General features: G+C 26.0%; 19 protein-coding genes and 1 pseudogene. 17 read left to right on the top strand and 3 right to left on the bottom strand.

Translation table 11 applies throughout. The features are described from left to right. Nucleotides 1–28 precede the first annotated feature (28 nt). The 8 genes from ACRYA_RS04400 to ACRYA_RS04435 all read left to right on the top strand — a co-directional run bounded on the left by ACRYA_RS04400 (nt 29) and on the right by ACRYA_RS04435 (nt 8220). Nucleotides 29–1000 (top strand): calcium/sodium antiporter, encoded by a 972-nt coding sequence (locus ACRYA_RS04400; RefSeq protein WP_105917357.1) that lies wholly within the window; start codon nt 29–31, stop codon nt 998–1000. A 158-nt stretch (nt 1001–1158) separates the two neighbouring features. Next, entirely contained in the window at nt 1159–2112 is a 954-nt protein-coding gene (locus tag ACRYA_RS04405; RefSeq protein ID WP_105917358.1) for a YbgA family protein, read from the top strand. Further along, nucleotides 2109–3521, top strand: a complete 1413-nt coding sequence (locus ACRYA_RS04410) for a phytoene desaturase family protein (protein WP_105917359.1) — start codon at nt 2109–2111, stop codon at nt 3519–3521. Before ACRYA_RS04405 ends, ACRYA_RS04410 begins: the two co-directional genes overlap by 4 nt. Nucleotides 3522–3551: 30 nt before the next feature. Continuing rightward, on the top strand, nt 3552–4547 hold the full coding sequence (locus ACRYA_RS04415) for a sensor histidine kinase (protein ID WP_105917360.1): 996 nt from the start codon (nt 3552–3554) through the stop codon (nt 4545–4547). Next, complete coding sequence (locus ACRYA_RS04420; RefSeq protein WP_105917361.1) at nt 4544–5254, top strand: LytR/AlgR family response regulator transcription factor; 711 nt, start codon at nt 4544–4546, stop codon at nt 5252–5254. The genes ACRYA_RS04415 and ACRYA_RS04420 overlap by 4 nt, the downstream gene beginning before the upstream one ends. Before the next feature lie 65 nt (nt 5255–5319). Then, entirely contained in the window at nt 5320–6390 is a 1071-nt protein-coding gene (locus ACRYA_RS04425) for an EAL domain-containing protein (protein ID WP_105917362.1), read from the top strand. Nucleotides 6391–6400: 10 nt separating this feature from the next. Then, complete coding sequence (locus tag ACRYA_RS04430; RefSeq protein WP_066168903.1) at nt 6401–6664, top strand: hypothetical protein; 264 nt, start codon at nt 6401–6403, stop codon at nt 6662–6664. Nucleotides 6665–6927: 263 nt separating this feature from the next. After that, nucleotides 6928–8220 carry an ABC1 kinase family protein gene (locus ACRYA_RS04435; protein ID WP_105917487.1) on the top strand — a complete coding sequence of 431 codons (1293 nt, stop codon included), beginning with the start codon at nt 6928–6930 and terminating at the stop codon, nt 8218–8220. Nucleotide 8221: 1 nt separating this feature from the next. Here the strand turns inward: ACRYA_RS04435 and ACRYA_RS04440 are convergent, their stop codons facing one another. From ACRYA_RS04440 to ACRYA_RS04450, 3 genes are read right to left on the bottom strand one after another with little or no spacing between them, the layout of a single operon-like run. Further along, the gene (locus ACRYA_RS04440; protein ID WP_105917363.1) at nt 8222–8953 is read right to left on the bottom strand and encodes a TIGR03915 family putative DNA repair protein; all 732 of its coding nucleotides are present in this window, start codon (nt 8951–8953) and stop codon (nt 8222–8224) included. Continuing rightward, nucleotides 8950–10185 carry a putative DNA modification/repair radical SAM protein gene (locus ACRYA_RS04445; protein ID WP_105917364.1) on the bottom strand — a complete coding sequence of 412 codons (1236 nt, stop codon included), beginning with the start codon at nt 10183–10185 and terminating at the stop codon, nt 8950–8952. The genes ACRYA_RS04440 and ACRYA_RS04445 overlap by 4 nt, the downstream gene beginning before the upstream one ends. A 43-nt stretch (nt 10186–10228) precedes the next feature. Beyond that, nucleotides 10229–11623: a cryptochrome/photolyase family protein gene (locus ACRYA_RS04450; RefSeq protein WP_105917365.1), complete on the bottom strand. Its 1395-nt coding sequence runs from the start codon at nt 11621–11623 to the stop codon at nt 10229–10231. Nucleotides 11624–11770: 147 nt separating this feature from the next. On the opposite strand from ACRYA_RS04450, the gene hemH reads away from it, so the two are divergent. The 9 genes and pseudogenes from hemH (at nt 11771) to ACRYA_RS04495 (ending at nt 20937) form a co-directional block, all read left to right on the top strand. After that, the gene (gene hemH / locus ACRYA_RS04455; RefSeq protein WP_105917366.1) at nt 11771–12706 is read left to right on the top strand and encodes a ferrochelatase; all 936 of its coding nucleotides are present in this window, start codon (nt 11771–11773) and stop codon (nt 12704–12706) included. Nucleotides 12707–12715: 9 nt separating this feature from the next. Further along, nucleotides 12716–13240, top strand: coding sequence for a lipocalin family protein (locus ACRYA_RS04460; protein WP_105917367.1), 525 nt, complete (start codon nt 12716–12718; stop codon nt 13238–13240). 3 nt (nt 13241–13243) lie between these two features. After that, nucleotides 13244–13540 (top strand): TIGR03643 family protein, encoded by a 297-nt coding sequence (locus ACRYA_RS04465; RefSeq protein ID WP_105917368.1) that lies wholly within the window; start codon nt 13244–13246, stop codon nt 13538–13540. Nucleotides 13541–13563: 23 nt separating this feature from the next. Beyond that, nucleotides 13564–14415 carry a TIGR01777 family oxidoreductase gene (locus tag ACRYA_RS04470; protein ID WP_105917369.1) on the top strand — a complete coding sequence of 284 codons (852 nt, stop codon included), beginning with the start codon at nt 13564–13566 and terminating at the stop codon, nt 14413–14415. Next, nucleotides 14412–15761 carry a cryptochrome/photolyase family protein gene (locus ACRYA_RS04475; protein ID WP_105917370.1) on the top strand — a complete coding sequence of 450 codons (1350 nt, stop codon included), beginning with the start codon at nt 14412–14414 and terminating at the stop codon, nt 15759–15761. The genes ACRYA_RS04470 and ACRYA_RS04475 overlap by 4 nt, the downstream gene beginning before the upstream one ends. A 146-nt stretch (nt 15762–15907) precedes the next feature. After that, a complete protein-coding gene (hsdR, locus tag ACRYA_RS04480; protein WP_207796771.1) occupies nt 15908–18283 on the top strand; it encodes an EcoAI/FtnUII family type I restriction enzme subunit R in 2376 nt (791 codons plus the stop codon). A 25-nt stretch (nt 18284–18308) separates the two neighbouring features. Beyond that, a complete protein-coding gene (locus ACRYA_RS04485; protein WP_105917372.1) occupies nt 18309–19139 on the top strand; it encodes a KilA-N domain-containing protein in 831 nt (276 codons plus the stop codon). Nucleotides 19140–19153: 14 nt separating this feature from the next. After that, nucleotides 19154–19876 carry a hypothetical protein gene (locus tag ACRYA_RS04490; protein ID WP_133160981.1) on the top strand — a complete coding sequence of 241 codons (723 nt, stop codon included), beginning with the start codon at nt 19154–19156 and terminating at the stop codon, nt 19874–19876. Continuing rightward, nucleotides 19873–20937: pseudogene (locus ACRYA_RS04495) on the top strand (Fic family protein). Before ACRYA_RS04490 ends, ACRYA_RS04495 begins: the two are co-directional and overlap by 4 nt. The last annotated feature ends 255 nt before the right edge of the window (nt 20938–21192 follow it).

Raw genomic sequence — 21192 nt, forward strand, 5'->3', positions numbered from 1 at the left:
AAAATTTAGTTTAAGGAAGATAGTTTTTATGATATTTTATTTAGCATCAATAGTTTTTGGTTTTGCTCTTTTAGTTTGGAGTGCAGATAGATTTGTTGATGGTGCAGCATCAACTGCAAAGCATTTAGGAATGCCAAGTTTATTAATTGGTATATTAATTGTTGGATTTGGTACAAGTGCTCCTGAAATGGTAGTTTCTGCAATTGCAGCTTATGAAGGAAATCCAGGGCTTGCTTTAGGAAATGCTATTGGTTCAAATATTGTAAATATTGCTTTGATTTTAGGAATTACAGCAATTGTTGCTCCAATTGCAGTGAACTCAAAAATAGTAAAAAAAGAGATTCCACTTTTACTTTTAATAGTTTTATTTACAGGATATTTATTACTTGATAACACTTTGACACTTTTTGAAGGAGTTATTCTTTTAGCTGGTTTTTTTGTATTAGTATTATGGTCAGTTTTTGCAGCTTTTAGAAGTAGAGGAGATAGTTTTGAAGATCAAATGGATATTGAGCTAAACGAAGATATAATGAGTTTAAAAGTTGGGATTATGTGGCTTATTTTTGGACTTATTTTATTAATAGCAAGTTCTAGACTTCTTGTTTGGGGAGCCGTTGGAGTTGCAAACTCTTTTGGAGTTAGTGATTTGATAATTGGTCTAACAATTGTTGCTCTTGGAACATCTTTACCTGAATTAGCAGCTTCTGTTATGGCTGCAAGAAAAGGTGAGCATGATATTGCTATTGGAAATGTTGTTGGTTCTAATATGTTTAACCTTTTAGCAGTAATTGGAATTGCTGTTATTATTGCTCCTATGAATAGTATCCCTCTTGAAGTTTTAGAAAGAGATTGGACAATTATGCTTCTTTTAACTATTGCACTTTTTGTTATGGCTTATGGATTTAAAGGAAGAAATGGAAGAATAAATAGAGTTGAAGGAACAATTTTGATTCTTTGTTATGTTGCATATAACACATATTTAGGTATAAGCTTAGTCTAAATAAATATCAAAGAATTAATAATTTCTAATTTTGTATATGAAAATTCAGAAATTAGAGTTTTATATCCTTTAAAACTAAAAATATATTATTAACTTATAAAATAACTATACAAAAAAGCTTTTTTATATTATAAAATAAAATAAAAAAAGGCTTTAATATGATTTTAGGAGTTTCATCTTGTTTATTGGGGAATATGTGTAGATATGATGGTCATGGTGCAAAAGATGAGTTTGTATTTAACAGTTTAAAAGATTATTTTACTCTTTTACCATATTGTCCTGAAAATTCTATTTGGAACTCTCCTAGAGAAGCAATTAGACAAGTTTCAATAGATGGTGAGCTTAAAATATTTACATCTACAAAAGAGCCAAAAGATGTAACAGATTTATTAGAAGTTGCTTGTGAAAAGATGGCTTTAAAAGCTTGTAGTGATGATTTATGTGGTTTTGTTTTAAAATCAGCATCACCTTCTTGTGGAATGGAGAGAGTTAAAGTTTATCAACCCTTAAATGCCCCATCAATTAAAAATGGAGTTGGTGTTTTTGCAAGAAAATTAAAAGAAAAAATGCCAAATCTTCCAATTGAAGAAGAAGGTAGATTAAATGATGCTTGGCTTAGAGAAAACTTTTTGATGCAAGTTTACTCTTATGCAAATTTAAAAGAGTTATTTAAAAAAGATAAAAAAATCTCAAACTTAATAGAGTTTCATACTTCATATAAATATTTAATATACTCAAAATCACAAAATTCATACAAAATATTAGGAAAAATAGTAGCAAATAACCAGAAAAAAGATATTGAAGAGCTATATAAAGAGTATGAGTATGAGTTTTTAAAAGCAATAGCTACAAAATCAACTTTAAATAAAACTTATAATATTTTACTTCATATTTTTGGTTATTTTAAAAAACATATAACAAAAGAGGAAAAAGTTGATATTTTAGAAAGTATGTATGATTTTAAAAATCGAGTAATTCCACTCATTAGTGTAATTAAGATATTTAATATTTATATAAATAGATTTGATATAACTTATTTAAAAAATCAACAATTTTTAAATCCATACCCATCAAAACTAGCACTTAGAAGCGATTTGAAGAGCTTTAAATGAAAAAAATCGATTTAGCTGTTATTGGAAGTGGAATAGGTGGAAGTTTAATATCTATTTTAAATAAAGATAAACAGTTAGTCTTATTTGAAAAAGATAAAAATTTAGGTGGGACAGCATCTACATTTAAAAGATTTGGAAACTATTTTAACAGTGGAGCTACAACTTTTGTAGGCTATGAAGATAATCATATAATAAAAGATATATTTGATATTGTAAATTTTACCCCTGATTTAATACAAAGTTCATATGCATACAGAACTATTATAAATGGAAAAGTAATTGATAGAAAAAGAGATTTTGAAGAGTTTATGGATAGTTTAAATAGTGTTTTTTATCATAAAAATAATAGATATTTTTGGCAAACTTTAAAAGATATTGATGAGAGATTTTGGAGATTAAAAGATATATATTTTGCAAAATATAGTTTAAATTCATATTTAAAAACTTTAAAAACTATTGAAATATTGTTTAAAGAGTATAAATTTTTAATGTTTAAAAGTGCAAAAAGTTTTATAAAAGAGGTTTTAGGCGATATTTCAAAAGAGTATCAAGATTTTATAGATGCTCAACTTCAAATTACACTTCAATCAAATTCAAAAGATATTCCGCTTCTATCTTTTGCTATTGCTTTATCATACCCTTTTCATAAGATTTTTTATGCAAATGGTGGAATGGGGAAACTATTTGATGATATGTTAAAAGATATAGATGTAAAAAAAAATGAAGAGATAAAATATATAAAAAAAGAGAAAGATTTTTATAGGCTAATATCATCAAAAGATGAGTATTTAGCTTCAAAAGTTGTTTTAAATGTTCCTGTTTTTGAGTGTAGTGATATTTTTTTAGATGAAGAGATTAAGAGATATTATAAGAAATTTGAGTTTTATGATCAAAGTGCTTTTGTGATTTATCTAAAAATCGATTCACAAAAAGAGTTTTTAAATCACTATCAAATTATTTTAAAAGATAATATTCCAAATTCTTTATCGAATAGTTTTTTTGTATCTTTTAGCCATAAAGATGATGAAAAATTATCAAAAAATGGTTATTCTGTTACAATTTCATCTCATACAAAGGCTCTTTTTTGGAATAATCTTTCAAAAGAGGATTATGAAAAACAAAAAGATACTACAACAAAATTTATAATTGATGAGTTATTAAAAAATATCTCAGATATTAAAAAAGAGGATATTAAACTAGAGTTTAGTGCAACTAGTAAAACTTTTAAAAGATATATAAATAGATTTAATTGTGGAGCAACACCTTTAAATCTTAAAAATATTTTTAAAATTCCAAGTTCAACTACACCTTTTAAGAATTTATATAATATTGGGGATTCTGTTTTTGCAGGACAAGGATGGCCAGGAGTTGCCATAGGAGTTAAAGTTTTAAACCAAAACTTAATTTAGATAAGATATCACAAATAAAAAAGGTTTAAAATGATAAAAGATGAACTTAAAATATCATCAAAAGATTGGTTAAATATTTTAATAATTGGAATACTATTTGGTTTTTTCCAATCTTTAATTTTCTATTTTTTAAATAAAGACTTACAAACAATTTCTACAATTGTTTTTAGTATTAGTACAGCTTTTTTTATAGCTATTTTTGCAATGGTTTTAATAAGCTCTTCAAATAGATTTATACTTCCTAAAATAGATAAAAAATATTGGTCTATTTTTAGTCTATTTTTCTCATTTTTGTCTGGTTTTTTTGGATTTTTATCAGCTTTTTTTATATATTTAAATACAAATTTTGAAGTTATAGCTTTGATAAGTTCTTTTTGGATTAGTATTGCTGTTGTCGTTGGGTTTTTAACACTTCTAATAGCTTTGATTTTACATCAATTTGTATTTTTAAAAAATAAAAATAGTCAAATTGCAAAAGAGATAATAGAGTCAAAACTAAAATCTCTTGAAAATGAGCTAAATCCTCACTTTTTATTTAATGCCTTAAACTCAGTATCTCAACTAATTTATATTGATAAGAAAAAAGCAGAAGATGCGGTTTTGCAACTATCAAAATTTTTAAGAAATGCAATAAATAAAGAGAGTTTAGTTACACTTGAAAATGAGATTTTAATGGTTAAAACTTATGTTGGAATTGAAAATATTAGATTTGATAATAAAGTAATTTTACATATTGATGATTACAAAGATTTAAAACTGGTAAAAATACCAAAATTTTCAATTCAACTTTTAGTTGAAAATGGTATAAAACATGGTTATTTAGGAAAAGAGTTAAATATTTATATAAAATTTGATAAAAACTATATAAAAGTTTCAAATGATGGTAAAAAAAGTTCAAATATCAAGTTTAAAACTGGTTTATCAAATTTAGAAAATAGATTAAAAATATTAAATATAGGAGAGCTTGAGTATGTTGAAGATGAGCGGAATATGGCTTTTTCTATTATTTTAAAGGATAAAAATTGAAAGTAATAATAGTAGATGATGAGAGTTTGGCATTAGCCAGATTAAAAAGAGTTTTAAATGATAACAATATTTTTGATATAGTTGAATTTAGTGATCCTCTTGAAGCAATTAAAGAGATTTCAAAAACAAAATTTGATGCTGCTTTTTTAGATATCTCTATGCCTAATTTTAGTGGTTTACAGCTTGCTGAACTAATACTTAACATTGAGCCAAAAACTTTTATTGTATTTCAGACAGCTTATGAAGAGTATGCTTTAGATGCTTTTAAAAAAGGTGGAATGGGGTATTTATTAAAACCAATTGAAGATATTGAGCTAAAAAAAATATTACAAAAAATATCTTTGTATAAAGAGGAAAAAAGTATTACTTCAAAAAAGATTTTAGGAAAGGTTTCTGATAAAATCTATTTAGTTGAGATAGATGAGATTTTTTATATAAAAGCTGATTTAGATGAGATAATTATACGAACAAAAGATAATTTTGTTTATGCAAAAAAGAAAATTGGAGATTTAGAAGAGATATTAAAAGATAAAAGTTTTTTTAGAGTTCATCGCTCATATATTGTAAATGTTGATATGATAAAATCTATAAAAAGTGTAGAGCAATCAAAACTAGAGATATATTTTAGTGGGGTTGATGAGTTTATTGTTAGCTCAAAAGATGGTGCAAAAGAGTTTAGAGAGTATTTGGATAAAAAAAGTATATAAATTGGCACAAAAATAGTACCAAAAATTTTAAATTATATTAAAATTTTAAAAACAGAGGAGTAAATATGCCTACATCATCTTGTATAAAGTGTCAAACTTTACCAATATTAAAAGATAGTGAGTCAAATCTAATTTTTGGTTTTGAGGTTATCGAGTTATCTAAAAAATTTAGAGATTTTTTAGATGATAGCAATATTAATTATTTAAAAGAAGATAGCTTAACTGTAATTGTTAAAACTTATTCTTTGATTGATTTTTTAAGTAATATTCTTTCAAAAAATATATTTAAAAAACATGAAAGAGAAGCTATTTATATTCTTAGTTTAAATGAAAATGAAAAACTTGATTACTCACAAATTAAAAATGTAAAGAGTTTAGAAAAATATAAAAATCAAATTTCAGCTCAAGAGCTTTCATCTTTACTTTCAAAAGGTGGATTAACAGCACATTTTCAACCAATTTTAGATGTAAAAACTAATGAAATTTATGGTTATGAAACTCTTGCAAGAGGTGTTAATGAAGATGGAACTTTAGTCTATCCAGATAAGCTTTTTACTTGGGCAAAAGATGGAGATATGCTTTTTTACTTAGATAGAGCTTGTAGAGAGAGTTCTTTAAAAACTGCTGCTATTAAAAATATTAGAGCAAAAGTTTTTATAAATTTCATTCCAACGGCAATATATGACCCAAATCACTGTTTACAATCTACTGTAAAATGGGCAAACTCTTTAGAGTTTGATCCAAAAAATATTATATTTGAAGTTGTTGAAAGTGAAAATATAGAAGATATTGAACATCTAAAAAATATTTTAAATTTTTATAAATCAAAAGGTTTTATGGTAGCTTTGGATGATGTTGGAAGTGGTTATTCATCTTTAAATATGATTGTACAACTTCTACCTGATATTGTAAAAGTGGATAGAGAAATAATAAAAGATATTGATAAAAACAAATCAAATCAATCTGTTTTTGCAGCAATTGTAAATATTGCAAAAGAGAATAATATTGTTGTTTTAGCAGAAGGAATTGAGACAAAAGAGGAGTATTTATACTTAAAAGATAACGGTGCTTCATTGGCTCAAGGTTACTACTTTGCAAAGCCATCTTCGGAGCCAATTAGAAAACTTAAATTTTAAGGAGTTAATTATGTTAAAAGAGATTTTATTTACAGGACTTGGTGGAGCCTTGCTTTTAAAAGAGCGAGTTGAAGAGGAGTTAAAAACTCTTGAGGAAAAAGGAAAAATTAAAACTAGCGATGCAAAGAGTTTTTTGGAATCTTTAGAGCAAAAAGGAAAAGATGAAGATGAGCGAATTAAAGCTAAGATAAAAGATATGTTTAAAGAGGTTTTAGATGAGCTAGGAGTTGCTACAAAAGCTGATTTAGAGAAGTTAAAAGAGGATTTAAAATAAAAACTTTTTTTATCTATTTAAAACTTTTTTCACCTTTTAGAGTCTATTTAATATTTATATTTTTACTATCTCTTTTTTTACTTATTAAAAAAAGAGATAGCTTTTTATTTATTAAACCATTAAAGTCAAAAAAATTAAAAGATACAATTTTTTATTTGGGAGCTAGTTTTATAAAACTTGCACAAGTTTTAGCAACTAGATCTGACTTTTTTTCAAAAGAGTATTTAGATGAGTTAAAAGAGCTACACGATAAACTTCCAAAAATGTCTAAAGCTGATTTTGAAGATGTTTTTAAAGAGTCTTTTAAAGAAGAGTGTTTTAAAAAGTTTGAAAATGAACCAATTGCAAGTGCTTCAATTGGTCAAGTTCATATTGCCCATTTGCAAGATGATACAAAAGTTGCTGTAAAATTAAGAAGAAAAAATATTGAAAAACAAGTAAGAGTTGATATAAAAATATTAAACTTCTTTAACAAACTTTTTAGACCACTTTTTTCATATTACACAAAAAACTCAATAGATGCCGTGATAAATGAGTTTTCAAGTATGATAAAAGATGAGACAAATCTATCAATAGAGCTTGAAAATTTAAAAAAGTTTTCTAGTATTTATGAAAATAGTGAAGTTTTGTTTCCACAACCTTATGAAGAGTTTTGCTCAAATAGTGCCATAGTTATGAGTTTTATGGATGGATTTAGATTTGATGATAAAAAATCTTTAGAAAAATATGATATTGATTTTAAACAAATTATCTCAAAACTTGTAAACTTCTATACAGAGCAGATGCTAATAAATGGATATTTTCATGCCGATCCACACCCTGGAAACTTGCTTGTAAATACAAATGGAGATTTGATTTTACTTGATTTTGGAATGGTAAAAAATATACCAAACGACTCAAGAGTTGCTATAATTGAGCTAATTGATGGTGCAAATAGAGGTGATTTTGAAACTTTTGTAAGAGCAAACAAAAAACTTGGAACTATTAGTTATGAGGCACCAGAATCTTTGATGGTAGAGTTTAGTCAAAAGATGTTTGATATTTTCTCAAATGATAATTTATCTAGTGAATCTATGCAAAAATTAGCATTTGAAGTTTTAGAAAGTACAAGAGATTTGCCATTTAAACTTCCAAGTGATGCTGTTTATATTTTAAGAGTTAGTGCAATAATAGAGGGTTTAGGAACAACTTATATAGAAAATTTTAATGGTGTAAAAGATATTTTGCCAATTTTAAAAGATAATCTTCCAAAAGCTTTGGGTATAAAAACTACAATTTCTCAAATTGTTTTAGATGAGTTAGAGTCATTTCCAAAATTTATAAAAAATTTAAAACAGATGGTTGAAAAAAGTTCAAAAGGTGAGCTTGAAGTACAAGTAAACAAAGAGCAACTAGAGTTTATAAAAAAAGATTTAAAAGAGTATTTTGGCTCACACTTAAAATCTCTATCATTTATTCTATTTGGAATATTTTTGATTTTTTATGATGAAAATCTAAAAAATATCGCTTTGATTTTAGTATCTTTTGGGTTTTTAAGAGTTTGGTTTATTAAATAGATTAATTTTTAAACTCACTCATATAAGTTCTATATAAAAGCGGTACCATTTGTTTTTGAAGTTTTGGATTTATTCTTTCCTTTATAGTAACTTTACTAAAAAAGCTCTTCCAAAGCTTTTGAAATTTTTCTTCACTTTTTGAGTAATTTGGTTCATCAAAAAAAGCAACCTCTTGAACTGAAAAATCATTTTGGATTTTTACAAATGCAAGTTTTCTATTTAGGTCGTGGATTATGAAATTTTGATTATTAAATCTTTTTAAGAAGTGTTTTCCCAAAAAATATACTAAATTGAATTTTGATTCAATTTTTGCATACAAAGTATTATCTTCTAACTCTTCAAACCTTATAAAACCTGTCATTTTATGCACATTTTTAAATAACTCTTTTTCAAGAGAGTTTATATAAAACACACAAGAGTTATTTATATTGTATAGTTGTTTTGATTCTTTAAAACCAATGATAATATACTCTAAAAGAGCCATTTCAAACTCCTTTGAATCACACATAAAAATATTTAAAATTTTCTCTAAAATCTCTTTTGGAAATTTTGTTTTTATAGCGTTTAAAACTTTTATTGCACTATCTTTTAAAGTAATTATTTCTAAAATCTCTTCAAATAAAATCTCATTTGGAAGAGTTTTATATATTTTTATAGGTTTTAATTTTTTATAATAAACCTCATAAACCAAAGATAAAAATCCCTCAAAAGTTCCATCATAAACTAAAATCATATTTCACCTGTAATTGAGCTATAATCAAAAAGTGATGGTTGAACTAATTTTTTTGGTTCTGGTTTTGTAAGTGCAATTTTTAGACTCTCTTTGTAAAATGGAACTTGCCTTTGGAAATCTTTATTGCAAGTGATAAAATATTTTGCTTTTTTGATTGATATTTTTAGTTTTTTCAGATCATCAAAGCTTAATTTCTTAAATCTTCTAGCACTTAAAATCTTCATAACTCCTCTTGCTCCAATTCCTGGGATTCTAAGAAGCTCCTCTTTTGAAGCTGTGTTTATCTCCATTGGAAAATATTTTAGGTTATTTAATGCCCAAAATGTTTTTGGGTCTAGCTCCTCATCTAAATTTGGAAACTCATCTGTAACTATCTCATCCCATGAAAAATCATAAAATCTAAGTAACCAATCTGCTTGATAAAGTCTATGCTCTCTTAAAAGTGGTGGTTTTGTAACAACTGAAGGAAGATTTTTGTCATTGTTTACAGGTATATAAGCACTATAATAAACTCTTTTTAATAAAGCTTTATCATAAAGTGCAGAGCTAAGTTTAAGTATATCTCTATCACTTTCAGGTGTTGCTCCAACTATTAGTTGAGTGCTCATTCCTATTGGTTTTTGCTCCTTTGCCAAACTTAAATCTCGTGCAAATTTTAGTGGTTGTAAAACTTTCTCTTTTGTTTTATTAGGAGCTAAAAGTTTTAAAGATTTATCACTTGGAAGCTCTATATTTGAACTTACTCTATTTGCTAGTTTTACAATCTGCTCAACCAACTCCATAGAGCAACCTGGAATTAATTTTATGTGAATGTAACCATTAAATTTATACTCATATCGCAAAATTTTCAAAGCTTTTAAAATCAAAGTCATAGTATGGTCTTCGTTTTTTACGATTCCAGAGCTTAAAAATAGACCTTCTATATAGTTTCTTTTGTAAAAATTGATTGTGATGTCTGCTAGTTCTCTTGGAGAAAAAACAGCTCTTGGAATATCATTTGAAACACGATTTATACAATATGCACAATCATAAATACAAATATTTGTAAGTAATACTTTCAAAAGCGATACACATCTTCCATCAGGTGTAAAAGTATGGCAAATTCCACTTGTGTGAGTAGCTCCTAACTCTCCTTTTTTGTATGAAGTTTCAACTCCACTTGAACTGCAAGATACATCATATTTTGCACTATTGCTAAGAATTTCCATTTTTTCATAAATATCATTTTTCATTTTGTAATTTTACTTTAAATAAATTTTTTCTTCCAAAAATATGTCAATTTGCAATAAAAATTTCATCTATAAACTTTTTCGCAACTAAAAGATGATTTTCTAACTTCTCTTTTGGCATTTTATTTAAAAGTGCTATTTGCATCTTCATTCGTGGATTTTTATCAAACTTAAAAGAGTATTTATATAAAAATCTCCAGTAAAGTGCATCTAAAATTTCACACCAACTCTCATTTTTACTATAATCACTCATTTTTAATAAATAGTTTGAACTTGATATATATGGTTTTGTAGTTATACTTCCACCATCACTAAAACAACTCATTCCATAAACATTTCCAACCATCACCCAATCATAAGCATCAATGTAGTTTTTCATAAAAAACTCGTAAACCTCATTTGGTTTAATTTCAAGTAGTAAAAAAATATTTCCTAAAATCATAAGTCTTTCTATATGGTGATTATAAGCTGTGAGTTCAAGTTTTTTGATTGTATCATCAAGGATTTGTATTCCACTTTTAGCTTCAAGTATTTTTTTTGGCATAGGATTTGAAAACTTAAAAAAGTTTGAATTTCGTAAAATTACTCCATCATCTTCATAAACTCTTAGCATAAACTCACGCCAAGCAATAATTTGTCTTATAAAACCTTCTTTTGCATTGTAAGGTGCTTCAAAATTTACAATTTTAATTATAAGTTCATTTAAATCAATCAAACCAATATTCAAACTACTAGAGATATTTGAGTGAAATAAAAAAGATTGATTTGTATCTTTTGTAATTGCATCTTGATAAAAGCCAAAATTCTCAAATTTCTCTTTTAAAAAGTAGTTTAGTTGCAAAGAGGCTTCTTCAAAAGTTGTAGGATAATAAAAGTTTTCACAAATTCCAACACTCTTAAATTTTTTGCAGTAAATCAAAGCCTCTTTTACAAACTCATTTTCAAAAGCTAAAGTAGGGGGAATTTTAATATCTTTTGGAAGTTTTCTTCTATTATCCTCATCAAAGCTATATTTATCGAAAAGTGGTTTACCATTTTGCATAAAGATATTTAACTCTTTTCTTCTATTTATATAAAATTTATGTAAAAACTTGTTTTTGTCTTTTGGATTTATAAAGTTTGGATTTTTAATTGTAGTAATATTAAAAAAGTTTTTATAAACTTTTTTTTCTAAATAGTTATCAAAAAGTTCATATACAAAAATCTCTTCGTTTTTATAAAGTTCAAGATAACTCTCATTTTCAAAATACTCTACTAGGATATTTTTTTGTTTTAAATAGTTTTCATAAAACTTCATAGATGCTCTATGTAAAACAAGCTTTTGAATATGGAAATCATATTGAGTAAAGAATAGTGGTTCTTCTATCAAAAGCACTTTTTTATCTAAAAATTTTGATATATTTTTAAATAGTTGATTTGGGTAAAGTATAAATATTTTCATAAATTGATTTTATTTATTTTAACTGTTTGTTTGTACTCTTTATGTGTTAATTTATTCCTGATTTTTTAAATAAAAGATTAACTAACAAAAAATAGCTACAAAAAATCTTTTATATATTATAAATTTCAATAAAAATTAGGAAAAATTTTGAAAAGAGCAATAGTTTTAATGAATATGGGTGGACCAAATAACCTTGATGAAGTTAAAGTATTTTTAAAAAATATGTTTAATGATAAATATATTATAGGAGCTCCTCAACCTATTAGAGCTTTAATAGCAAAATTAATCATATATAAAAGATTAAATGTAGCAAAAGAGAATTATAGACAATTAGGTGGAGTTTCTCCAATAGTTGGATATACAAAAAGATTAGTTAGAAGATTACAAAAAGTTGTAGATGCAGATGTTTTTTATGAGATGAGATATACATCTCCTTTTGCAAAAGATGTTATTGAAAAAGTAAAAGATTATGATGAGATTTATGCAATACCTATGTATCCACATTATTCAAGAACTACAACTTTATCTTCTGTTGAAGATTTTATATCTTGTGCTAAGAGTTTTAAAATTGAGAATAAAATAAAAACTATTGATTATTACTATGATAATATATTTTATAACAAAGCAATAGTTGATAGAATTAAAGAGACTTTAAAAGATGATAGCGCAGAAGAGTTTGAATTAGTTTTTTCAGCTCATGGATTGACTCAAAGAGTTATAGATAAAGGCGATTTATATCAAAAACATATTTTGGCAAATGTTGAATTTGTAAAAGATGAGTTAAAAAGAGAAAATATAAATTTCAAAAAAATAGATGTTGCTTATCAGTCAAGAGTAGGTCCTATGAAATGGTTACAACCATATATGGAAGATAAGATTAAAGAGTTAGGTGAAAAGGTTATTATTTATCCTATATCTTTTACAGTTGATAATTCAGAAACTTTAGGAGAATTAGTGATAGAATATGGAGAATTAGCAAGAGAGCATGGTATAAAAGATTATAGGGTTGCAAAAGCTTTAAATAGTAATTATAATTTTATAGTAGCTTTGAAATCTATGTATGAAGATTTAAAATTAAAATAAGGAAAAATCATGAAAAAAGTATTTAGTTTTTGTTGTGTAGCTTTATTGTCTATGCTTTTTGTATCTTGTAGTACGAAACAAGAGACAGATTTACAAACTGTAAAAAAAGTTGATTTACAAAAATATCTTGGAGATTGGTATGAGATTGCTAGATATGAGCATAAGTTTCAAAAAGATTGTAAAAATGTAAAAGCAAATTACTCTTTAAGAGATGATAAAAAAATCCAAGTTATAAATAGTTGTACAAAAATGAGTACAAATGAGTTTAAAGAAGCAAAGGCAGTTGCATATAATGTTGATGATACAAATAGTAAATTAAAAGTTAGTTTTTTTAGACCATTTTATGGAGATTATTGGATTTTAGATTTAGATAAAGATTATAAGTATGCAATTATTGGAACTCCATCTAAAGAGTACTTATGGATACTATCTAGAGAGAAAACTATTAGTGATGAGGTATTAAACAAATTGTTAGAAAAAATTACAAATATGGGATTTGATAAGTCAAAACTTATTTATACAATACAGGAGTAATTTATGTATTTTCAAAAAGATAGTGCTAGAGAGTTTAATATAAATAAAAAGAAGGGTCTTAAAAAAACTAATTTGATTTTTACTGAAAGTGACAAAAATAGATTAGTTGAAATGGCATGGCAAGATAGAGTCTCTTTTGATATTATAAAAGAGCTTTATGGTTTTACTGAAAATGAAGTTAAAAATATGATGAGAGAACTTTTAAAAAGAAGTAGTTTTAAGATGTGGAGAAAAAGAGTTCAAGGAAGAGCTACAAAACATAAATTAAAAGTAAGTTATAAAACGACAAGATTTCAGTAAAAATAATTATACAAGGATAAAATATGAAAACTATTGCAATTTCTGGTGCTAGTGGGTTTGTTGGACAAAGTTTGACAGATTTTTTCTCAAAACAAAACTATAAGGTAGTTCAAATAAAAAGAGATATTTTAAATAACTCTTTAAAACTAGATGAACTTATAAACTCTAGTGATGTTGTTATAAATCTAAGTGGTGCAAATATAATAAATAGATGGAGTGAAAGTTATAAAAAACTTTTGATTTCAAGCAGACTTGATACTACAAAAAAACTTGTAGAATCTCTAAATAGAGTTGAAAAGAAAGATAAACTTTTTATCTCAACTTCAGCTGTTGGAATTTATGATAACAAAGCTAAATATGATGAAAATGGATCTTTCTCAAATGACTTTTTATCAACTCTTTGTCAAAATTGGGAAAAAGAGGCACAAAAAGCAAAAAGTGAGAGTACAAAAGTTGCTATTTTTAGATTTGGAATAGTTTTAGGAAAAAATGGTGGAGCATTTCAAAAGATGATAACTCCTTTTAAACTAGGTCTTGGTGGAATTATAGGAAGTGGGAAACAACACTTTTCATATATTCATATAGAAGATTTGATACAAGTTTATAGCTTTGTAATAGAAAAAGAGTTTGATGGAGTATTTAATTGTACGGCTCCAACTCCTACAACAAATTTAGAGTTTACAAAGACATTAGGAAGAGTTTTAAATAGACCAACAATTTTTCCTATTCCAGAGTTTGTTTTAAAACTAATATTTAGTGAGGGTGCAAAAGTTTTAAGTGATGGACAAAGTGCAATTCCTAAAAGATTACTTGAATTAGGATTTAATTTTAAATACAAAAATATAGATGAAACTTTAAAAAATTTAGCACAATGAAGCAAGTTTTATGGTTTAGAAGAGATTTAAGAGTATTTGATAGTGAAATTTTAGCAAATGCTAAAGATGAAGTTCTACCTATCTTTATTTTTGATAAAAATATATTAAATAAACTTCCCAAAGATGATAAAAGAGTAACTTTTATATATAAAAGTGTTTTGGAATTAAAAAATAATTTACAAAAAATAGGACTTGATTTAGCAATCTTTTATGCAAATCCCAAAGATGTTTTTATTGATTTAAAAAATCAAGGGTTTGATGAGGTTTTAACTTCAATAGATTTTGATATTTATGCAAAAACAAGAGATGAAGAGTGCGAGAAAATATTGCCAATAAAAAGATATTCGGACTCTTTTTTGATTTATCCAAATGATGTATTAAAAGCTGATAAAACACCATACAAGGTATTTACAGCTTTTTATAACTCTTTGGAATTTTTGCATAGTTCAAACAATATAAAAGAGTTTGAAATTTCTAAAAATTTAAAAAAATCAAAGTTTGATTATAGTTTTATTCCTACTTTAAATGATTTAGGATTTGAAAAGCAAGATTTACCAGATTTTTTATATAAAAGTGCAGACGATTTAATAGAAATTTTTTCAATAAAAATCCAAAATTATCAAGAAAATAGGGACTATTTTTATTTAGATGCTGGCTCAAATTTAAGTGTTCATTTAAGATTTGGTCTTATTTCTGCTAGAACACTATTTAATAAAATAAAAAAGTTAAATGCACCAAAAAAAGAGATAGATTTTTTTATAAGAGAACTATTTTGGAGAGAATTTTACAACTATATTTTATACCATTTTCCAAAATCACAATTTGAAAATCTAAATGCAATTAAAATAAATTGGAATCAAAGTGAAGATGATTTTAAAAATTGGTGCGAAGGAAATACAGGAGTTCCTATAATAGATGCTAGTATGAGATATTTAAATCAAACAGGACTTATGCATAATCGTTTAAGAATGGTTGTATCTTCATATTTGACAAAAAATTTATTAATAGATTGGAGAAAAGGTGAAGAGTATTTTGCTTTGAAACTTTTGGATTATGAAGCAAGTTCAAATATAGGTTCTTGGCAGTGGGCTGCTAGTACTGGAGTTGATTCAGTACCTTATTTTAGAGTTTTTAATCCATATTTACAATCAAAAAAGTTTGATAAAGATGCGATTTTTATAAAAACTGTTTTAAAAGATTTAAAAGATATTTCACCAAAAGTTATACATACAGAAAATGGTGTTCAAGAAGATATTTTTCTAAATTATCCAAGGCAAATTGTAGGTATTAACTATTCAAGAAATAGGTCTATTATGGAGTTTAAAAGAGCGAATAATGATAAATAATATAGATAATTTTTTTTAATTTATTAGTAGGGTTTATATATTTATTTTTAATACATTTTTCATACCAGTTTAGATAGAATCGATAGCTATATTTGAAATTTATATATAAAATAGCAAGTAAATTAGAGTAGGGGAACTTTTTGGGTATGACAGAAACAGACACAAGAGTTAATATTATTGACCCAAAACTTTATCAAAGTTCTTGGACTAATAATCTTATTAGTAGAGAATACTATTTTACAGATGGTAGAAAATTAATAGGTGGAAAAAGAGGAAAGAGATATTTTGTAGATTATCTTCTAACTTACAAAAATACGAATCTAGCAATTATTGAAGCAAAAGCTCAAAACAAAGACCCACTTGATGGACTTCAACAAGTTATAAACTATGCGCAAAAACTAAAAATCGATTTTGTTTACTCTACAAATGGAGATAAGATTTATGAACACTCACTCCTTTGTGGAAAAGGTGAGTTTATAGAAGATTATCCAACTCCAGAAGAGCTTTTTTATAGAAAATTTGGAAAATTAAAAGAGCAAGAAGAGAAAGTAATCACTCAAAATTTTTATTTTGAAGGGAATAAAAAACCAAGATTTTATCAACAAATTGCAGTTCAAAAAGCAGTTGAAGCAATAGTAAATGATAAAAATAGAGTTCTTTTAACTTTGGCAACTGGAACAGGAAAAACATATATAGCTTTTCAAATCGTATATAGATTATTTCAAGCAAAGTGGAATAAAGATAAAACAAACAGAAGACCAAAAATCTTGATTCTTGCAGATAGAAATATATTAAAATTACAAGCTATGAGTGAGTTTAATCCCATGGAAAAAGATTTGGTAGATATAAATGGAAAAGATATAAAAAGAAGAGGTGGGAAAGTTCCTACAAATGGAAATGTATTTTTTGCTATTTATCAATCTATTGCTGAAAATAAAAATAGAATTATTGAAAATAGTGAAGATGAAAATGAAGATGATGTAATAGCTTACTACAAACAGTATCCATCTAACTTTTTTGACTTAGTTATTATAGATGAGTGTCACAGAGGTAGTGCAAATGATACTAGCTCTTGGAGAGATATTTTAAATCATTTCTCAAACTCTACTCATTTGGGACTTACAGCAACTCCAAAAAGAGATGACAATGCAGATACTTACAAATACTTTGGAGAGCCAGTTTATGAATACTCTTTAAAAGATGGAATAAATGATGGATTTCTAACTCCATATAAAGTAAAGAGAATTCAAACAAATATAGATGAGTATCACTTCAATCCTGATGATATAATCACAGGTGAGTTGGATAAAAATATAGTAACACTTCAAGAGTTTGAAAAAAGTGTGATTATTCCAAAAAGAACAAGGCTTTTAGCAAAAACAATTTTAGAAAATATAAATCCTTTTGATAAAACAATTATTTTTTGTGTAAATCAAGCACATGCAAGTAGTATGAAAGTAGCAATAGATAGATATAAAACTATAAAAGATAGCAACTATTGTGTAAGAGTTACAAGTGATGAGGGTGAAATTGGAAGAGAATTTTTGGAGAAGTTTCAAAACAATGATTTGGATATTCCAACTATTCTTACAAGCTCAAAAATGCTAACAACTGGAGTTGATGCAAAAAATGTCAGAAATATAGTTTTAACTGCACCAATTTCTTCTATGACAGAGTTCAAACAGATAATTGGAAGAGGAACAAGAACTTATGAAGGAAAAGATTTTTTTACGATTATAGATTTTGTAGGAGCTACAAATCTATTTTATGATAAAGCTTGGGATGATGACCCTTTGAGTGTTGATATAAAAACAACAAAGATAGAAGATATTGAAGATGATGAGATTAATGAAGAAAATCAAACAGATGAAGAAAAACAAAATAAAAAAGAAAACTCTTTAAATGATGATGAATTTGAAGCAAAAACAAAAGAGGAAAAAGCAAAAAAAGAGCAAGTAATAATAGATATAAAAGGTAAAAAACTAAAAGTAATAAATATAGAGACAACTTATGTAGGAGTAGATGGTAAGCCTTTGAGAAGTTCTGAATATCTTGAGCTTTTAATAGGTGTTTTGGGAAGATTTTATAATGATGAGCAAACACTAAGAGATATTTGGAGTAATCCAAAAAATAGAAAAGAGCTATTAGAAAAACTAAAAGATATGAATATAGATGAGTCTCAACTTGAAGATTTAAAAGATATTTTTGAAGCAAAAAATAGTGATATTTATGATGTTTTGGCTCATTTGTCTTTTAATCACAATATAAAAACAAGAGATGAAAGAGCAATAGCTGCTTTAAACTCTAAATTTATAGAAAAATACCAAAATGAAAAAGCAAAAGATTTTATAGAGTTTATCCTACAAAAGTATAGAAAATATGGTTTCAAAGAGCTAGAGGAGAATAAACTCTCAACACTAATAGAGCAAAGTGGATTTGATAAAAAAGATTTAATGGCTTCATTTGGTGATTTTAAAATAAGAGATGAGTATTTTGAACTTCAAAAAGAGATTTATAGATAAGTAGAAGTATGAGAGGAAAAAACTGATGGCAAAGATAATAGTTCAAGAAAAAGAAATTACTATTTTAACAGTAGAAAATGAAGATTATATCTCTCTTACAGATATGCTCAAAGCAAAAGATGGAGATTTTTTTATTTCTGATTGGCTTAGAAATAGAAATACTATTGAATATCTTGGAATTTGGGAGAAGATTCATAACCCAAATTTTAATTATGGCGAATTCGCCATAATTAAATCTCAAGCAGGACTTAATAGTTATAAACTAAGCGTAAAAGAGTGGAGTGAAAAAACAAATGCAATTGGACTTGTTGCTAAAACTGGTCGATATGGTGGAACTTATGCCCATAAAGATATTGCTTTTGAATTTGGGATGTGGATAAGTGCGGAGTTTAAAATCTATCTTATCAAAGAGTTTCAAAGACTTAAAGATGAGGAGTTTAAAAAGCTTGGCTGGGATATAAGAAGAAATCTTACAAAATTAAACTACAAAATCCACACCGATGCTATCAAAGAAAATCTTATCCCAAAAGAATTAACACCACAACAAATAAATTTTGTTTATGCCAATGAAGCAGATATACTCAATGTCGCTTTATTTGGTCAAACAGCAAAAGAGTGGAGAGAACAAAACGAAAATAAAAAAGGGAATATAAGAGATGAGGCAGATGTAAATCAACTTGTGTGTCTTGCAAATATGGAATCTTTAAATGCACATTTAATCAATGAGGGGTTTTCAAAAAGTCAAAGAATTGAGAAATTGAATAAAATTGCTATTAATCAAATGAAGATTTTGAGTGGTGGGGATGTGAAAATATTGGAAAAAGATATAAAGAAAAATTCTATTGAAATAAAATGAAAGAGAATATGAATATGATAAAAATAAAGTTAATAATAATTGGTCATTCTGATAGAGTAGTAAACTTTGATTTTATAAAAAAGTATAAATCAAAATTTTTTAATTTTTCAGATATTGAGCGTATTAATAATTTACCAAATCCGCAAAAAAATGATGGATATTTAGATATTGTATATACAAAAGCAGAAATTCGAACAGTAATGAATGATATTGAATTTGATGGCTTATGTATTGCAATAATGAATTATGGGTTTGATGATAATTTTTATATGCACAGAGTAGGGAATAATAAAGTTTGTATTTCTATTTTTGAATTAGAAAGTATCTTAAGTGAAAAGAAAATATCGATTGAAAATTTTATAATTAAAAATGTATATGAAATTTTTATATTTTATAAGATAGTGAAAAATTTAACAGATAATAATGAAGTTAAAACATTTATTCATAATGATACTCGTGGTTGTCTATTTGATTTAAATGGAGATAAAAAACATATTGTTTATAATACTGAAAAGGCTATTATTTGTGATGAATGCAAAGGAAAAATAAGTAAAAAATCTATACCAAAGAATTTTTTAGAGGATATTCAAAGAGAACTTTTAAAAATAGATAAACCTTTTATTAAAAAAGTTGAAAATTTTATTTCAAAATATCCATTGTTTTCAGTGTTAGTAACTTTTATCTTTTCAACATTTATCAATTTATTTTCGAATTGGTTATGGGAAATAATTAAATGAAACAACAATTATTTAACTTACCATTACAACTAGAAATCGAAACCCAAAAAGTTCTAAAAAAAGCAATATCAGCAAATAGAGCTTTAGCAAATTTAAACGGTGTTGCAAGAATTATTCCAAATAGTTCTATTTTAATAAACTCTTTGGTATTACAAGAAGCAAAAGATAGTAGTGCTATTGAAAATATTATCACAACTCACGATGAACTTTACAGAGCAAATCTTGATATAGAAAGTGTAACAAATGAAGCAAAAGAGGTGTAAAACTACAAAGAAGCACTTTTAAGAGGTTTTTCGCTTGTAAAAGATACAAAACTACTTCTTAAAAAACATATTGTAGAGATTCAAGCTGTTTTAGAACAAAATGATGCAGGGGTACGAAAACAAGCAGGAACAAATCTAAAAAATGCTTTGACAGGCGAAGTGATTTATATTCCACCACAAGACTATGAAACTATACAAGAACTTTTGACAAATCTTGAAAATTATATCAATGAGCCAAATGAACTCGACCCACTTGTAAATATGGCAATAATTCATCATCAATTTGAATAAATCCATCCTTTTTATGATGGAAATGGGCGAACGAGAAGAATTATAAATATTTTGTATTTGATACTCAAAGATTTACTTGATATTCCCGTACTTTATCTAAGTCGTTATATTATTACTCATAAAGCTGATTATTATAGGCTTTTACAAGAAGTTAGAACAGAAGATAAATGGGAAGAGTGGATTTTATATATGCTTGATGCAGTTGAGCAAACTTCACTTGAAACAATAGAGCTTATAAATAATATAAGTGATTTGATGATAAAAACACAAGATAAAATATCTGAGGAGTTGCCAAAAATTTATAGTAAAGATTTAGTAGAGATACTTTTTATGCACCCATACACAAAGATAGAATTTTTAGTTGATAGGTTACATATCACAAGAAAAACAGCATCAAAATATTTAAGTGAACTTGAAAGTAGAGGAATATTAGAAAACATACAAATTAAAAATAGTAAATATTTTATAAATATAGAGCTTTTTGATTTGTTAAGAAAAGGGATATAGGTAAAATTCATACAAATTTGCTCATACTTTAATAACTATGTGTAAAAAAGATAAAAATTTACTCATAGTTACGAACCTATGTTGAAAAAATAAAGAAATTTACCCATAGCTCAAAATATATGTAAATAAAATCGCAAAATCTTTACATATAACTTTTGTTATGTCAAAAAAACAGCAAAATTTTTACATATAAATATTAAAATTCACCCACTAAAAAAAGGAAAGCAAATTTGGAAAGCAAAATAAACAGAATAA

Origin of the sequence: Aliarcobacter cryaerophilus ATCC 43158, from assembly GCF_003660105.1 — a bacterium.
Lineage (GTDB): Bacteria > Campylobacterota > Campylobacteria > Campylobacterales > Arcobacteraceae > Aliarcobacter > Aliarcobacter cryaerophilus.

Excerpts from the sequence above, each read along its gene's own strand:
- ACRYA_RS04400 (WP_105917357.1), top strand. The coding sequence starts at position 29 with ATGATATTTTATTTAGCATCAATAGTTTTTGGTTTTGCTCTTTTAGTT.
- ACRYA_RS04405 (WP_105917358.1), top strand. The coding sequence starts at position 1,159 with ATGATTTTAGGAGTTTCATCTTGTTTATTGGGGAATATGTGTAGATAT.
- ACRYA_RS04410 (WP_105917359.1), top strand. The coding sequence starts at position 2,109 with ATGAAAAAAATCGATTTAGCTGTTATTGGAAGTGGAATAGGTGGAAGT.
- ACRYA_RS04415 (WP_105917360.1), top strand. The coding sequence starts at position 3,552 with ATGATAAAAGATGAACTTAAAATATCATCAAAAGATTGGTTAAATATT.
- ACRYA_RS04425 (WP_105917362.1), top strand. The coding sequence starts at position 5,320 with ATGCCTACATCATCTTGTATAAAGTGTCAAACTTTACCAATATTAAAA.
- ACRYA_RS04430 (WP_066168903.1), top strand. The coding sequence starts at position 6,401 with ATGTTAAAAGAGATTTTATTTACAGGACTTGGTGGAGCCTTGCTTTTA.
- ACRYA_RS04435 (WP_105917487.1), top strand. The coding sequence starts at position 6,928 with ATGTCTAAAGCTGATTTTGAAGATGTTTTTAAAGAGTCTTTTAAAGAA.
- ACRYA_RS04440 (WP_105917363.1), bottom strand. The coding sequence starts at position 8,953 with ATGATTTTAGTTTATGATGGAACTTTTGAGGGATTTTTATCTTTGGTT.
- ACRYA_RS04445 (WP_105917364.1), bottom strand. The coding sequence starts at position 10,185 with ATGAAAAATGATATTTATGAAAAAATGGAAATTCTTAGCAATAGTGCA.
- ACRYA_RS04450 (WP_105917365.1), bottom strand. The coding sequence starts at position 11,623 with ATGAAAATATTTATACTTTACCCAAATCAACTATTTAAAAATATATCA.
- ACRYA_RS04460 (WP_105917367.1), top strand. The coding sequence starts at position 12,716 with ATGAAAAAAGTATTTAGTTTTTGTTGTGTAGCTTTATTGTCTATGCTT.
- ACRYA_RS04465 (WP_105917368.1), top strand. The coding sequence starts at position 13,244 with ATGTATTTTCAAAAAGATAGTGCTAGAGAGTTTAATATAAATAAAAAG.
- ACRYA_RS04470 (WP_105917369.1), top strand. The coding sequence starts at position 13,564 with ATGAAAACTATTGCAATTTCTGGTGCTAGTGGGTTTGTTGGACAAAGT.
- ACRYA_RS04475 (WP_105917370.1), top strand. The coding sequence starts at position 14,412 with ATGAAGCAAGTTTTATGGTTTAGAAGAGATTTAAGAGTATTTGATAGT.
- hsdR (WP_207796771.1), top strand. The coding sequence starts at position 15,908 with ATGACAGAAACAGACACAAGAGTTAATATTATTGACCCAAAACTTTAT.
- ACRYA_RS04485 (WP_105917372.1), top strand. The coding sequence starts at position 18,309 with ATGGCAAAGATAATAGTTCAAGAAAAAGAAATTACTATTTTAACAGTA.
- ACRYA_RS04490 (WP_133160981.1), top strand. The coding sequence starts at position 19,154 with ATGATAAAAATAAAGTTAATAATAATTGGTCATTCTGATAGAGTAGTA.